This is a genomic window from Arthrobacter sp. K410C (genome assembly GCF_059090105.1).
This window is the reverse complement of sequence record NZ_JBNHFJ010000001.1, coordinates 866,419-880,847: the sequence shown is the minus strand read 5'-3', so window position 1 is coordinate 880,847 and position 14,429 is coordinate 866,419. Positions and strand designations below refer to the sequence as shown.

Below are 14,429 nucleotides of genomic sequence, written 5' to 3'. Positions count from 1 at the left end.
AGGCCGAAATAGCGGAATGGGTAGGTGCGTTATGCAGAAGTTTAAGATCGCGGTCCTCACCGATTTCGCGCTCGTTCCCCTATTTGGGCTGGAGGCTGTTAACGCGCTCGAAGGCTGTGAGGAAATCGCGGTCTTCTCCTGCACCAACACGAAGCCGAAGCGGCGGCCGTGGAAGCACCTCGGTTGGTACCTGCTGAACCTGGTCTCGATCCGAAACCCGATGACGCGGGTGGTCTCCCTGCGTGGGTGCAACAAGCGCATCGTTTACGAGAAGGCGTTCGAATCCCGCTATCGCGGCACGTGGCAGGAGCTTCCGGACGAATTGATCGCCGAGCTCGATGCCTCGGGGTTCGACGTGATCATAAAGCTCGGCATGGGCCTGCTCACGGTTCCCCCCAAGGATCGGCTGAGGACGCCGATCCTGTCCTACCACCATGGCGATCCGGACGAATATCGCGGCCGTCCGGCGGGCTTCTGGGAGATGCTGCACGGCCGGCAGACGATGGGACAGATCCTGCAGGTGCTGAGCAATGAGCTTGATGCGGGCAAAGTCGTCGCCTTCGCCGAGACCAAGCTCCAGCCGCATTCCTACCGGCGCTCACTGATCGAGGCCTACCGCCATTCGCCGCTGCTCATCAATCCCGCCATCGCCAACGCTCTTGCCGGTGAAACTCTGCCCAAGACATCGCAGGGCAAAAATTACCGCCTCCCCTCCAACGGGCAGGTGCTGAAGTTCGTGGCAGGAATGGCGGCCGCGTTTCTCAGACGCGCCGCCTACGGCGCGATGTTCGAAAAACATTGGCAGGTGTCGCACGCGTCCGCAAAACCGGCAGCGGCATTGGTGGCGAGTGCCTTTCCGGAAGCGGCAACCTGGCAGACGCTTCCGATCCCCAGCAACTATCTCTTCTACGCGGATCCCTTCTTTATCCGGGATCCGCCGGGCATCCTGGTGGAAGCGCTCAGCCGAAAGAACGCGCTCGGCGAGATCGTGCTGGTCGCCGGCGACCAGCATCGACGGGTATCGCCCGACGGCGGCCATTTTTCCTATCCGGCACGGTTTCGAGCCGGCGGCGAAGAGCTGATCGTCCCGGAAATCGCGCAATGGTCGGAACTGAAGGCCTATCGCATGAGCCCTTCGGGAATGACCGAGGCGTTCCCGATTCGGGTCGAAGGAAGCCACCGCGTCGCCGATCCCACGCTGCTGGAACATGGCGGTCGGATCTACCTGTTCGGCAATACCGAGACTGTCGGAACCAACAGTCTCCTCCTCTGGTCGGCCGACGATATCGGGGGCATGTTCGTGCCGCACCCCAAGAGCCCTTTGCGAATCAGCCCGCGGGGCGCCCGCATGGCCGGGGCTTTGGTGCGGGATGGCGAGCGTTTGATCCGTTTCGGCCAGAGCTTTCTCGGCGATTATGGCAACGGCATCTTCGCCTTCGAAGTGACGGCGCTCAGCGACCGCGATTATAGCGAGACACCGATCGGTGAGATCCGCTTTCCGGACCGGAAGGGACCCCACACGCTCAACTTTGACAATGGCCGGATGGTTTTCGACTGGTATCGGGATTGCTTCTCGCCGCTAGCCGGGGTGAGAAGATTTCTGGCACGGTTGAAGCGGAAATCGGCAGACTAGCATCCGGCACGCCGTTGACGGAACCTACAGCCTGTCAGGTCACGGGCTCAGCACGAGGGATTGAGGACAACTGTTACGAGTGCGGCGCTCTCGTAGAGAAACCGAAAGGCCCAGCCGGAGGGTGAGAGCTCTCGCCTGGAAGCGGACATGTTGAGCTCTTGGGAGTAACACCTTGCGATTAGGATCCGAGCCCTTGTGACGTGGGAGTCGTCTGTTACAACTGTGATTTTCTTCCACCCGTTTTCTTCGCTCAACTCCTGGATAGCCCTGGCTTCTCCTTGCGTGGTCACTGGATCTGGGCTGAAGCACACGATTCTATAAGGCCGATCTGCTCCGCAGATGCTGCTCTCATCGTCCGGCGCCGAAACAACGAGTGTCTCACTGTAGCCTTCGGACATGAGACCTAACGCGTAATCCAGTCGGCCTGTGCCAGCCGCTGGCGCCAAGACTATGACGGCGTCCGATTCCGTGGCTTGATCGACTGCCGGATTTGCAAATAGGAAAGCCCCGGCAATTACCCATGCGACCAGGAAGACGTCGCAGCACACGAGGGTGGCGATAAAGCTGTTCCGAACTCGGTGTCTTCGGCGACCGTGGGCTCTTCCTGACGGGAGATGGCCTTCCCCTGCGGTCAGTGAGGAATCCATAGTGGCAATAGTACGCACGGATATATGCCCCTGCCGGGTTCGCGCCTAAAGTCCTTCCTCAACTGGTGAATGTACTCCGGGCAGATATGAGTTGTGTCGGTCCGCGGCCAGCCCTGCCCGTCCATTAGGCGCGCCATGGAGTCTCCGCATCCAAATGGTCACGTTGCTCTAAAGCTCCATGTTGCTCCATCCATGGAGGTACGTTTACACGCCATCCTTTGGCTTCTTTCAAGGAGCCGTAGCGGATGATGAGTCTCGTTGGAGGGCGGCGTTGCGCTGGATTACCTGGTTGCGGCCCCCCAGAATGATTCCTTGGGCAAGCAGCCGGGCCAGCCTCGGGCGCATGAGGACAGCCCGGAAGGGGTACGGCAGTCCCGGGTAGCCGAAACTCACGTAGAACCGGGTCGCCGCGCCCGCTTGTAGGGCCACCTCCAGTGCCCGCCGGACGGGTAGGCCGAGCAGCAGCTCCACCTCTCGCGGCGCGCCCGTGGCCGTCGGGCGGGCGAGAGCTTTTTCTAGCAGGACGACATCGTGGGTAGCCACAGCGGTGCGCACGTTGAGCCCGTCCAGCCGGTCAATCAGGCGTAAGTACCATGAGCGCAGCGCGGACTCAGTGTCTACCCTGCCGCCGGGGATATCGTCCCGCCACTGGCCCTTTACTACACGCACCGAGATATTGCATTCGGATGCCATGACCGCGTCGTCGATACTTCGTTGCCAGCGTGCGGGCAGGACTACCCCGGTCAATGCCCCTTCACTACGAGAGACTCTGGCCAACGCCAAGGTACGGTCAGCTTCGGCGGGGGAATGCGAGTCAAAGACGAGCCGCGTGTTTTGTTCCATGGCCAGCCTCGCCAGTTGGCGTACGACGTCGGCGTCGAACCCAAGCCGTGCGGCCTTCAGTGAAAGATCAGCCCGATCTCCAACGGCGCCCAGTTGGCTGAGGGCCTTGAGGGTGGAGCGCTCCTCAGCCGCCACCTGTGCGGCCGGCTCCCCTTGGTGCGGCCAGTATCCGAGGGTTGCCGCCGAGCCTGCCGCCAGCAGGCGCTCGGTCAGGTCCAGGGCCGAGGCCCTTTCCCGGCCGGCCAGGTATGCGCTTCCGGCCCGCTCGTATATCGGCCACAAGAGCCTCATGCCAGCACTGTAAACGGCGCGCCGGGAAGTCGGGTGCTTGGCTGACATGGGTCCTCCACTTTCGGGCTTCTTCAGTGTGGTGCGGGCAAGCCTACTCTGGGGCTTTTCGCATGGATAGGGTTGACGCCGTTGGTTGATGAGCTACTTTGGGTCAGCGCGGAGGGGCTACTGTGGGCGGCGCCATGGAGGAAAGAACCCGTCGGTGGCGTCTGTCCCGGCGAGCTTCCGGTACCGATCACGGTCGTGGACCAACTTTGCAACTTGGAACAGCCGTGGCGGGCTGGAAGGGTCGAAGCGCTGCTTGAAAGCATAAAGCGGAGAAGTGGTGTTTCCACCGAGTCCACCACCCAAGTGGAAGCTGGTCAGTCCACTCGCCTGCGCCCATTCCGCAGCTGCAAGATAGCAGGCAGCGGAGGCGCCAATCGCTCGCGCCACGTCGTCTCCGGCCGAGAGGTGCGCGTGAAGCCAGGGCTCTGCCGCAAAGCACAGCAGTGCGCTGACCAGACGATCCGCCAGCCGACCTTCGACCAGCAGCGGTACCAGGAATTGGTCGTCAGTGAGCAGCGCCCGCCAGTACGCGTCAGGGAAGAAGAAGAAGTCCGCTGCCTGTTGGCGCCGCATCGTGGCGACGTACAGGTCCCGGAAGCCGTCCAGGCTCGTTGGGTGGGTTGCTATGGTGATTGTGAGACCCGCATTCTCCGCCTTCCGCACTGATCTACGTTGATCCGAGTGCAGGTTTCGCCGCAGGTCCCGGCCTGGCGACAGGTCCCATGCCACGGTGGACGCGACGTCGAACAGCTCGGCAGTTGGCGGCACGAGCCTTCCGTTGCCGAGAAGCGGGTGCAGTCGGAGGAACGTGGACACGACTCCTTGCTCGTGGGCCCACGCGTCTACGGCGGCGCCGAAGGCGTTCAAGTCCGGGGCTCCCCGGCCGATCGGACCCCCATAGCCGTACGCGCTGGTGGCATCCCACCCGTGACCCCCCGGTAGCGGACGCAACAACAGCGGAAGCGCCACTTCGCCGCGCTCGTCCTCGTAAGCCAGCAGGACTGGCTTGGTGCCTTCCGGTTCGATCAGGGCCGCCGCTCGGTGGTATGCAGCGCAGCTGTAGGTGTCCCTGATACCCAGTCGGGCGATGTGTGAGTCCCAAACCGCGGCGTCTACTACATGGATGAACCGCCTGGACGCTACGGGGGTGGTGGGGGCGGAGGAGGTCATGTAATGGGCCCTTCGCGCTCGTCAAGCGAGACCAGACCCTCCCCGCCAGTATGTTAGCGTTGCCCGCTCCGCTACACAATGGCTGCGCGAACGGACAGCATCTCTCTAGAGGGAATTGTGCTGCCTTCCTTTGTTAACCACTGCCGCCCTCGGCGCCAAGGCGATGCCGAAAAAACAATGGCCCCGAATGTGCGGTCTTTCCGGGTAGCCATGGTTTCTAAATCGAGTAGTCTCTACTGTGTTCTCCGCTGGCCTCTCGGATTTAGCGTTTTCACATGAGGTTTCGTCAGGCAGCTTTTGTACCTGCGAGCTCAGAGTGTGCGCGCTATAGCGGCTTTGTGGGTGTGCGGCAGCGTTGGATTACTAATTCTTGGGGCCTGCGGTGATTGGACACTTCAGCGGTGTCCGGTTACCCCATCCGGGATCCAACTTTGGCTTGGCGCGACGGCGCAAGTTTGATGCAGCCCGGGCGAGCGGCGCGGATACTACTTCAACGCCGGATCGGGTCTTTCGGTGGCGAGAGTTTCTGGTGGACAGCGGTGTCTGGGCCGCCGCACTTCCTGTTGGCACACTGATCCGATTGGATTTCGATGCTGCAAGGATTGATCCTGTAATTCTCGGTATAGCGATATCGTTTGCGGTTGTCCTGCAGGCACTGCTTGGGTGGGTCCTCGGCCTTTACAGATATCTTCATCCGTATGGTTCCCGGCACGATGCTTTGAACCTCATGTTGGTGGTGACCAGTGTCGGCGCCATTTTGACGATTGGTCGGCTTTTCGTTCCCGCGTCAGACCATTTCCCTCGAAGCGCACCCTGCATTGCGTTGCTCGTTGCTGCTGTTCTGATGGCAGGAGTGCGTCTAACGCATCGAGCGCTTAGCGAGCGGCGTCTCCGTCCGGGTGCAACTGCCACTCCCACCCTGGTCTACGGAGCGGGCCATTTGGGGCAACACGTCATACGGCAGATGAACGAGGACAAGTATTCGCCTTACCGTCCCGTGGGCATCATAGATGACAATTTCCGACTCCGGAATTTCCGGCTGGAAGGGGTACCAGTTCTGGGCCGCCGCGAGGATCTGGCCCGGGTAGCAGGGGCCAGCGGAGCGGAAGTACTCATCTTTGCGATCGCCCGGGCGGACGCCGAGCTACTCCGCGAAGTTTCAGATGCCGCGGATGAAGCAGGCCTTCGGTTGCTTGTTCTGCCCCTACTCGCCGATGTCCTTGAAGGCCGTACAGGGCTGAAGGACCTTCGGGACGTATCCATAGCCGACCTCATTGGCCGGCAGCCTGTTGACACCGAACTGGCTTCCATAGCTGGATTCATCGCTAACAAACGCGTCCTGGTCACTGGTGCGGGTGGGTCGATCGGATCTGAACTCTGCCGGGAGATTACGCGGTTCGCACCCTCTGAGCTCATCATGCTCGACCGGGATGAGACAAATTTGCAGGGCACCCAAATTTCCATCTCTGGACACGGGCTACTCGACACGGACGATGTTGTGCTTGCCGATATTCGCGATGCGTGCACAATCGAAGACATTTTCATGAAAAGACGCCCGGACATAGTGTTCCACGCCGCTGCGCTTAAGCACCTGCCCATGCTGGAGCAATACCCGAACGAAGCATGGCAAACAAATGTGCTCGGAACGCTTCATGTCCTGCGTGCAGCCAAGGCAGCGGGCGTTCAAAACTTCGTGAATATCTCTACTGACAAGGCGGCAAACCCAACGAGTGTCCTAGGTTATTCGAAGCGCTTGGGAGAACGGTTAACAGCTTGGTTTGCCGCTGATACAGAGAAGTCCTATTTGTCCGTACGGTTTGGCAACGTCATCGGCAGCCGCGGTTCTATGCTTCCTACCTTCAAACTACAAATTGAGGCAGGAGGTCCGTTGACCATAACTCACCCGGACGTAACACGTTACTTCATGACTATTCCGGAGGCATGCCAGCTGGTGGTGCAGGCGGGCGCGATCGGATGTCCAGGGGAAGTGCTGATTTTGGATATGGGAGAGCCAGTTCGAATTATGGATGTAGCTGAACGGATGATTGCTAAGTCCGGCCGTCACATCAGCATCTGTATCACCGGGCTTCGACAGGGAGAAAAACTGCACGAGGAGCTGGTAGGGGAGGGCGAAACGGACAGACGGCCGATCCACCCGAAGATCAGCCATACCGTGGTGCCGCCTCTTTCGCCCGAGGATCTAATGGGAAACTGCTTCGACCCAGCCCTTGCCCAGGCAAGGGACGACATGCTGCGGTTACTCAGCCTTGAGAGCAGACAATGAACACCAGGATCTATCTATCAGCACCTGATGTCGGTGAGTTGGAAGAGAAGTTTGTTTTAAACGCACTCCGTTCGGGATGGGTCGCCCCTATGGGCCCGGATGTCGAGGAATTTGAAGCCGAGGTGTCGAAGCGGGTTGGAGTTCCTTATGGTGTGGCGCTTGCATCGGGAACTGCCGCCTTGCATCTGGCCCTGCTGAGCCAGGGCATCGGACATGGGGACATAGTACTGACCTCGACTATGACTTTCGCTGCGACAGCGAACGCGATCCGTTACACAGGTGCTCGCCCTTACTTCATTGACAGTGATGTATCTGGCAACATCAGTACGGCGCTATTGGAAGAAGCAGCGGAAAAGCTGGCAGCGGAAGTTCGTCCCGCCAAGGCGGTTCTGCCCGTAGACCTACTGGGTAAGGTCTGCAACTTTGACGAGATAGACCGCATTGCTGAACGGTTCGGAATGGCGGTGATTTCCGATGCAGCGGAGTCATTTGGCGCCACCCGTCGTGGGAAGGCTGCCGGCTCATTCGGCGACATGGCCGCCTTGTCCTTCAACGGCAACAAAATCATGACGACTTCTGGCGGCGGAATGCTTTTGACCAAAGACCCCAAGACCGCATCCCGCGTACGGTATTTGGCCACCCAAGCGAGGCAACCTGTGACTCACTACGAGCATAAGGACATTGGCTATAACTACCGGATGAGCAACGTCTTGGCTGCCTTGGGGCGGGCACAACTCCTGCGACTGGACGGGATGATGTCCATACGCCGCCGGCGTCGCGAAATCTATCGAGAGTTCTTCTCACAGGTGAAAGGTGCGGAACTGTTTGGGGCTCTCTGTGATCACGAGGACAACTGTTGGCTCACGTCGGTGGTAATTGACCCGGAGGCGGCCGGTTTCACAGCGCAGGATATGGCTGCCTACCTTACTGCAGAAAATATCGAAACACGTCCTCTGTGGAAACCGATGCACCTCCAACCTGTGTTCGCGGACGCTGAGTGTTTCGTGGACGGTACGTCGGAGCGGTATTTTATGACAGGTCTCACGCTTCCTTCGGGCTCTGCTTTGACGTCTGGTGAGTTTTCCCGCGTTATTGAGGCTCTTCAATCATTCCTAGCATCCCGAAATTGATGTTTGAGCGGAGGGAAGCCCGTGGATCATCATCAGACGTATTTGGCATGGCGCGCACTTTTTGACAGGGTCACGGCCGCACTCATGCTTGTGGCGCTCACGCCACTCATGGCACTAATCGCCATCCTGATACGCGTCCGCATGGGGAGGCCGATTCTCTTTCGCCAACGCCGTATAGGCCAGTTTGGCAAAGTTTTCACAATGGTAAAATTCCGAACCCTAATCAACAATGCGGAGGAGATCGGCGGCGGGTCCATTCTGCCGGAACTGAATCTCGTGCCACCGCTGGGCGTGAAACTGCGACAATACAGTTTGGACGAACTTCCCCAGCTGGTGAACATTCTTCGAGGAGACATGAGTTTCGTGGGGCCGCGGCCCGCACTGCCCGCCCATTACGCGCGATATACCCCCGAGCAGGCCCGTCGGGTTCTGGTGCCTCAAGGGCTCACAGGATTGGCGCAAGTAACTTACAGGGCCGAGGCGCCCTGGAGTCTTCGAATCAAAAAGGACCTGGAGTACGTCTCCGACGTGGGCCCTTTCTTGGACGCCAAGATACTGGTTGCCACGATCTTCAAAGTTCTCAGAGCTGAGGGCGTCGTCGAAACGTTGAGTCAGGACGAGAACGACGACTTTGATACGGGCAATTTTGATACGGGCAATGCAAAGCAACTTTGATGGGAATTTCCAGCTTGGTCAACGGGACGGGTAAAGTGTTCGTCCCACTTCGCCCTGGTCGCGGGGGGTCTCACGAGTCCGCTCATGCCAGCCCCGTAACGGGTGATTTGAAGACGCGTACTAGTTACTCGGGCGACCTTTGCGTTAGGAGTCCTAATGTGGAAGCGGATCGGAGGCGAGGGCTTCCATTTCGAAGCCGGCTACTCTCCAGCGGTCACCAATGCCCGACGTAGTCCATTGACGTAGCTGTTCATAGGAGGCACCCGTGCATACAACAGGGCATGTGATTGACAAGGAGCAGACGTTTCTCCTATCACAAGACCTGATTCATCATTTGGCGAAGGGTAGGCAATGGGCCACGCCGGGTGTTCAGGTTGCGCTGCAGAAAGTTGTGGCCGGGCTAGATGCCGGCCTTGAAACAGCTTCACCCCGTCTGCAGGTGACGTTACGTCAGCTAGCTGACGAGGTAGCAGGCGGAACGGAACCCATCTACCCCCGACTCCAAGAACATTGGAGACATGTAGCACCGAAAGTTGCAGCTTCACACTTCAAGTTGAAGCCGGCGGGAGGTCCGGTACCCCGAAGTTGGGGGTTGGTTGCAGGGTTGCTGTTGATGGCCTGCACGGGGCTGGTCCTTTGGCGTTACTTGCAGCAGCCAAGCAGTAATGGACCTGAAGCGTGGGCACCGGCCAAGAAGCCGCTGATTGCAGAGTTCGATGCAAGCCACAGCCTCGCCGCTGCCCGTATGCACGGATTTAGACGGGACTGACGTCATTACGAGCGGAACGTACTGGAGCGCGTCGTCTGGAAAACAAGTACCTGCGCGAGAGTTGAATCCTAAATATGAGTACTCGGTACTCGTGACCTGTTGCGGCGGCCCCTCCTACGCTGAACAAAAGGGGATGAGGCCGGGGCGCTCCGTTCTTGCCAGAAGTCCCCGGCCGGACCACGCTGGGAGGACACCATGGGAGACAGCCCTCGCAACTCCCGCTTTGCCTGGATGGGCGGTCGCCGGACGCCCCGGCATCTTGTCCCTGAGGATGGAGCGTCGCACACGCAGACGGTCAAGGAGCGTGCGCGGACCGGCGGGGCCGTGCTGATGGTCGTTTCCCTGGCGCTCACGATCGGCACGCTCAGCGTTGCAGCAAATAACCCGCGGACCCAGAGCTCCGAAGGGCCAAGTAGCGAGCCCGCGACCCAGGTGACTGAGTCTGCACAGCCCACCACGGATGCTCCTTCCCCGGAGCAGGCTTCCGAGCCAAGTTCCTCGCAGCCAAGTGCCGAGCCAAGTGCCGAGGCAACTGCCGAGGCAAGCACCCCGGCGGCTACGGTCGAAACCGCCTCCCCGGCGCCGACAAACGGCAGCGGTTCCCAGCCGGCTCCAAAACCTGAGTTTCCGTCCTTCTACCAGTCCGTCCCGGTGGGCGACCTGCCCGGCTGGCGGCAGGTCTTTGTGGATGACTTCACGGACGGAAACGTGCCCATTGGCGGTTTTCCCGGCATCTACGGTTCGCGATGGCACGAGACCTACAAGGACGGCACGCCGGACACCCATGGCAAAACGCAGCCAAAGGATGCGAGAACGTCCGGGTACTACCCGTCCAAGGTTCTCAGCGTCCACGACGGCGTCCTGGACTTCTTTTTGCACTCCGAAAACGGTGTTTCCATGGGCGCAGCACCATCCCCGAGATTCGCAGGTACCACCCAGGCGCCCTGGAACAGCCAGCTCTACGGGCGCTACTCCGTACGCTTCAAAGCCGATTCCCTCCCGGGTTACAAGGTGGCCTGGCTGCTCTGGCCCGTCAGCAAGCAGTGGCCGCAGGACGGCGAGATCGATTTCCCGGAAGGGGACCTGTCCAAAGTCATCTACGCCGCCCTGCACGGCATCGGCCCGGACGGGAACCACACCTTCGACGTCTTCCGCCCCGAGGTCCCGTTCACGGACTGGCACGTGGCAACCACCGAATGGACACCCGGTCGCATCGAATTCTTCCTGGACGGCAAATCCATCGGCGTTGCAACGTCCATGGTGCCGGACAAGCCGATGCGCTACCTCCTGCAGACCGAGTCTTGCCTGACCGGTTGCCCGGCACCCGACACCGCAGGCCACGTCTACGTTGACTGGGTGGCCATCTGGGCCCGGAACTAGGTGCAGTCCGCCCGGATCCGGGTATCGAACCACTTTCCGCGGGTACCGGCTCCCCCTGAAGCGGGTAGGCGCTACTGGTGATCGGCTGGAAGCCCCATTGGTACGGTGAGGAATCGCCCTGGGCAGGGGGCACGCTCTAGCTGAAGAGGGTGGATTGTGTTCGACGTGAATCTGGACAGGCGCTGGTATTTGCGGCTCCATGCACTCCTGTCAGTGCTGCTGCTTGCAGTAACCGGTATTCTCGCGGTTCCGGCCGGGGCCTCGGCTGCCGAAGGTGATATCGGGGTGGAGGGGCCGTCGCATGCGGGGACGTCAGTGCCGACGGGCACGAAGCGGGCCACGAGCGGGTTGTGGTTCAACGACGGCATCTGGTGGGGAAACCTGTGGGACACCGCAAGCTCGAAGTTCCACATATTCCGGTTCGACGCCGCGACGGGCTCATGGGCCAGCACGGGGGTGGTGACGGACGCGCGGGGTAACACCCATCATGACGTGCTGTGGGATGGGACCACGTTGTATGTGGCGAGCTACCGGTTCGTCAACGACGGACTGCCGGCCGAGCCGAACTTCCCAACGACCATGCGGCGCTACAGCTACGACTCAAGCGCCAAGAAGTATTCACTGCTGGGTTCTTCACAGATCAACAACTCCAAAGTCGAGGTTCTGACCATCGATAAGGACTCCACGGGCAGGATGTGGGCCACGTGGCAGCAGGGCAACCGGATCTACCTGAACGTGACCGGCACGGACGGCAAGACATGGGGGACCCCGTTCCCTCATCCAGCATCCTTGAGCAATGTGTCAGTGGACGACATTTCGGCGATGGTCGCATTCGACGGGAAAATCGGTGTGATGTGGAGCCGCCAGGTGGGCGACGCCACCGACGGCATGTACTGGAGCCACCACGTGGACGGGGCGCCGGAAGCTGACTGGTCCGCTCCCGAGACGGCGGTGTCGGGGCTGCGCAGCGGTGACGACCACATGAACCTTAAATGGCTGGACTCCTCCGGCGGCCGGGTGTTCGCCGCCATCAAGACCTCATTCACCTCGGCGTCCCAGCCGCTGATCCAGCTGCTGGCGCTGAACGGCACCACTTGGTCCGCGCACACGATCGCCACCGTGGCGGAGTGCCCCAACCGGGTGATGGTCCTGATCGATGAGAGCACCCAGCAGCTGCGGACGTTCGCCACGTATCCGAAGCCGGCCGGCACCACGAACGCCGGTACCTGCACCAGCTCGGGAGGCGCGATCTACGAGAAGTCCACACCCCTGGACAACATCAGCTTCACCACCACAAAGACCAACCGCATCATGGATGCCGACCAGTATGCCCACGACGTGACCTCCACCAAGCAGAACCTCAACAGCGAGGCGCGGGGCACCGACAACAGCGGACTGCTTGTGCTCGCCGATGTCAACGCCACCAGCCGGTACTGGCACTTCTACGAGCCACCCGCCGGCGGCGGAGGCGGCGGCACTGGCGATACCACCGCCCCAACCGTGACGGGTACGTCCCCTGCCACCAACGCAACAGGCGTGGCAGTGACAGCTAACGTGACGGGACAGTTCTCGGAAACGCTGGACGCGTCCACGGTCACCGCGGACACGTTCACGCTGGCAGCGGGGACGACGGCGGTGCCGGCGGCTGTGTCGTTCAACAGCACGGGCAGCGTTGCCACGCTGGACCCGGCCACGGACCTGGCGCCGGATACGGCGTACACGGCGACGATAAAAGGCGGTTCCGGCGGAGTGAAGGATGCCGCGGGTAACGCGCTGGCCTCGGACCGGACCTGGACTTTCAGAACGGCTCCCGCGCCCCCCGCAACACCGGAGACCGTCACGCTCACGACTACCGCTGACAGCTACGTCTCCAGCCTTGGGCCGGGGACGAACTACGGCAAGAAAACCGCACTGTGGGTGGACAACAGCCCGGTGGAGGTTGTGTATCTCAAGTTCGACCTGTCGGCCTATGCGGGCAGGACGCTGGAGAGCGCGGTGCTGCAGCTGAACGTTGGCGACAATGCCTCAGTGGGCAAGCAGAACGTCAAACAGGTCGTCGACGACAGCTGGACTGAAAGCGGGATCACCTACACCAACCGTCCCGCGCTCGGCACCAGCAGCCTCGGCACGCTCGGCCCCACGGCGGTCAGCACCGGCTACAGCATTCCGCTGACGGCCACAGACCTGGCCGGTGAGTTGGGCCAGCAGCTCACCCTGGGCGTGGACACCGGCAGCACCGACGGCCTGGCCGTGAGCTCGAAGGAGGCCGGCAGCACAGCCGCACCCAAGCTGATCCTCACCCTCCGGTAGGTGCGCTTCCCCGGATCTCCAAGCAGTGCTGGGTACAATCGGGAGCCAGACGAACGAACACTGCTTTGCCGGAGGTACGGAGAAACAATGTCGGAATGGCTCGAAGTCGGCGCGGACAACTATGTGCTGGTTACCGAAGGATCGCTGCTGAACACCGGACTCATCGTCGGATCCGAACGGGCCATGGTGATCGATACCGGCTGCGGCCCCCGGCAGGGCAGGGAAATCCTGGACGCGGTGCGGGAAAAGACCCAGCTGCCGCTCGTCGTCGTCAACACACACGCCCACTACGACCATTTCTTCGGCAACGCGGTGTTCGCCGAAGCCGGCGTCACGGAGTTCTGGGCACACCAGAACTGCGCCACCGAAATCGACGAACACGGGGACCTGCAGCGCCGCTTCGTGGGGACGCTGGAATCGGAGATGTCCGCCGGTGAGGGCGAGAACGTGGAACTGGTGGTCCCCAACGCCATCGTGAAGGACCAGCCGGTGCTGGTGGACCTGGGCGGCCTCACCGCCACGCTCTTCTACCTGGGCCGCGGCCACACCGACGGCGACCTCCTGGTGGGCACCCCCACCACCTTGTTTGTGGGCGACCTCGTGGAGCAGGGCGCGCACCCTTCCTTCGAGGACTCCTACCCGGAGGAGTGGGCGGACGCGCTGCGCCACATCTCAGCGCTGCGTCACCGCTACGAGTTCCTGATCCCCGGGCACGGGAAGCCGTGCAGCGACCAGTTCGTCAAGACCATGGCGGACACCATGACCACCGCCGTCCGCCAGGCGCGCCAGTCCATCCGCGACACCCCAAGCGACGCCACCAAGGCGATCCCCGTCCTGCCCTACGGGCCGGAGCAGTCGCGCTGGTTCATCAAACGGCTCCAGGAGACCCGCCGGGAGCACTAGCGAAGTCCACGGTGAACTGCCGGCGGACAAGCCTGCGCTTGGCGCCGCGTTCCACGAGGATTGCGACGTAGTCCCGCACCCGGCAGCCGTCCAGCAGGCTGTACTCCTCGGCAACCACGTCCTCGACTACGGAGCGGGGCTCATCGGGGAACCGCTCGGCGAGCCGCTCCACCACGGCCGCGATGGCCTGGGCTTCGGTCCTTTTGAGCATTACCGGTCCTCCCCTCGGGGGAGAGCCAACGACAACCTGTGCGATTCTGAGCCGGGCTGCATCCTTGAATGATACGGACGGGCGGCGCTGGGAAAAGGGCCTGCGGAGGAAGTCTGCGGAAAGCCGCAACAGGCA

At 61.3% G+C, this 14,429-nt stretch carries 12 protein-coding genes; 8 read left to right on the top strand and 4 right to left on the bottom strand.

The features are described 5' to 3' along the window. The first annotated feature begins 31 nt into the window (after window positions 1–31). Complete coding sequence (locus AC5RU7_RS04155) at window positions 32–1,633, top strand: glucosamine inositolphosphorylceramide transferase family protein (RefSeq protein ID WP_494051180.1); 1,602 nt, start codon at window positions 32–34, stop codon at window positions 1,631–1,633. Between the two features lie 47 nt (window positions 1,634–1,680). Here the strand turns inward: AC5RU7_RS04155 and AC5RU7_RS04150 are convergent, their stop codons facing one another. Beyond that, window positions 1,681–2,280, bottom strand: a complete 600-nt coding sequence (locus AC5RU7_RS04150; RefSeq protein ID WP_494010214.1) for a YdcF family protein — start codon at window positions 2,278–2,280, stop codon at window positions 1,681–1,683. 20 nt (window positions 2,281–2,300) lie between these two features. On the opposite strand from AC5RU7_RS04150, the gene AC5RU7_RS04145 reads away from it, so the two are divergent. After that, window positions 2,301–2,408 carry a sugar transferase gene (locus AC5RU7_RS04145; protein ID WP_494010368.1) on the top strand — a complete coding sequence of 36 codons (108 nt, stop codon included), beginning with the start codon at window positions 2,301–2,303 and terminating at the stop codon, window positions 2,406–2,408. 100 nt (window positions 2,409–2,508) lie between these two features. On the opposite strand, the gene AC5RU7_RS04140 is transcribed toward AC5RU7_RS04145, so the two are convergent. Further along, window positions 2,509–3,414 carry an acylphosphatase gene (locus tag AC5RU7_RS04140; protein ID WP_494051179.1) on the bottom strand — a complete coding sequence of 302 codons (906 nt, stop codon included), beginning with the start codon at window positions 3,412–3,414 and terminating at the stop codon, window positions 2,509–2,511. 165 nt (window positions 3,415–3,579) lie between these two features. Further along, window positions 3,580–4,632, bottom strand: coding sequence for a GNAT family N-acetyltransferase (locus tag AC5RU7_RS04135; RefSeq protein ID WP_494051178.1), 1,053 nt, complete (start codon window positions 4,630–4,632; stop codon window positions 3,580–3,582). 580 nt (window positions 4,633–5,212) lie between these two features. On the opposite strand from AC5RU7_RS04135, the gene AC5RU7_RS04130 reads away from it, so the two are divergent. The 6 genes from AC5RU7_RS04130 (at window position 5,213) to AC5RU7_RS04105 (ending at window position 14,083) form a co-directional block, all read left to right on the top strand. Continuing rightward, the gene (locus AC5RU7_RS04130; protein ID WP_494051177.1) at window positions 5,213–6,916 is read left to right on the top strand and encodes a polysaccharide biosynthesis protein; all 1,704 of its coding nucleotides are present in this window, start codon (window positions 5,213–5,215) and stop codon (window positions 6,914–6,916) included. Next, entirely contained in the window at window positions 6,913–8,046 is a 1,134-nt protein-coding gene (locus AC5RU7_RS04125; protein ID WP_494051176.1) for a DegT/DnrJ/EryC1/StrS family aminotransferase, read from the top strand. Before AC5RU7_RS04130 ends, AC5RU7_RS04125 begins: the two co-directional genes overlap by 4 nt. A 21-nt stretch (window positions 8,047–8,067) precedes the next feature. Continuing rightward, window positions 8,068–8,721 (top strand): sugar transferase, encoded by a 654-nt coding sequence (locus AC5RU7_RS04120; protein WP_494010219.1) that lies wholly within the window; start codon window positions 8,068–8,070, stop codon window positions 8,719–8,721. Between the two features lie 964 nt (window positions 8,722–9,685). Continuing rightward, window positions 9,686–10,870: a glycoside hydrolase family 16 protein gene (locus AC5RU7_RS04115; RefSeq protein WP_494051175.1), complete on the top strand. Its 1,185-nt coding sequence runs from the start codon at window positions 9,686–9,688 to the stop codon at window positions 10,868–10,870. A gap of 156 nt (window positions 10,871–11,026) precedes the next feature. Then, window positions 11,027–13,180 (top strand): CBM96 family carbohydrate-binding protein, encoded by a 2,154-nt coding sequence (locus AC5RU7_RS04110; protein WP_494051174.1) that lies wholly within the window; start codon window positions 11,027–11,029, stop codon window positions 13,178–13,180. Window positions 13,181–13,267: 87 nt separating this feature from the next. Beyond that, window positions 13,268–14,083: an MBL fold metallo-hydrolase gene (locus AC5RU7_RS04105; RefSeq protein ID WP_494051173.1), complete on the top strand. Its 816-nt coding sequence runs from the start codon at window positions 13,268–13,270 to the stop codon at window positions 14,081–14,083. On the opposite strand, the gene AC5RU7_RS04100 is transcribed toward AC5RU7_RS04105, so the two are convergent. Beyond that, window positions 14,049–14,294 (bottom strand): three-helix bundle dimerization domain-containing protein, encoded by a 246-nt coding sequence (locus tag AC5RU7_RS04100; protein ID WP_494051172.1) that lies wholly within the window; start codon window positions 14,292–14,294, stop codon window positions 14,049–14,051. The two genes, AC5RU7_RS04105 and AC5RU7_RS04100, sit on opposite strands and share 35 nt — an antisense overlap. Window positions 14,295–14,429 lie beyond the last annotated feature (135 nt).

Excerpts from the sequence above, each read along its gene's own strand:
- AC5RU7_RS04125 (WP_494051176.1), top strand. The coding sequence starts at position 6,913 with ATGAACACCAGGATCTATCTATCAGCACCTGATGTCGGTGAGTTGGAA.
- AC5RU7_RS04105 (WP_494051173.1), top strand. The coding sequence starts at position 13,268 with ATGTCGGAATGGCTCGAAGTCGGCGCGGACAACTATGTGCTGGTTACC.
- AC5RU7_RS04135 (WP_494051178.1), bottom strand. The coding sequence starts at position 4,632 with ATGACCTCCTCCGCCCCCACCACCCCCGTAGCGTCCAGGCGGTTCATC.
- AC5RU7_RS04150 (WP_494010214.1), bottom strand. The coding sequence starts at position 2,280 with ATGGATTCCTCACTGACCGCAGGGGAAGGCCATCTCCCGTCAGGAAGA.
- AC5RU7_RS04115 (WP_494051175.1), top strand. The coding sequence starts at position 9,686 with ATGGGAGACAGCCCTCGCAACTCCCGCTTTGCCTGGATGGGCGGTCGC.
- AC5RU7_RS04140 (WP_494051179.1), bottom strand. The coding sequence starts at position 3,414 with ATGAGGCTCTTGTGGCCGATATACGAGCGGGCCGGAAGCGCATACCTG.
- AC5RU7_RS04100 (WP_494051172.1), bottom strand. The coding sequence starts at position 14,294 with ATGCTCAAAAGGACCGAAGCCCAGGCCATCGCGGCCGTGGTGGAGCGG.
- AC5RU7_RS04155 (WP_494051180.1), top strand. The coding sequence starts at position 32 with ATGCAGAAGTTTAAGATCGCGGTCCTCACCGATTTCGCGCTCGTTCCC.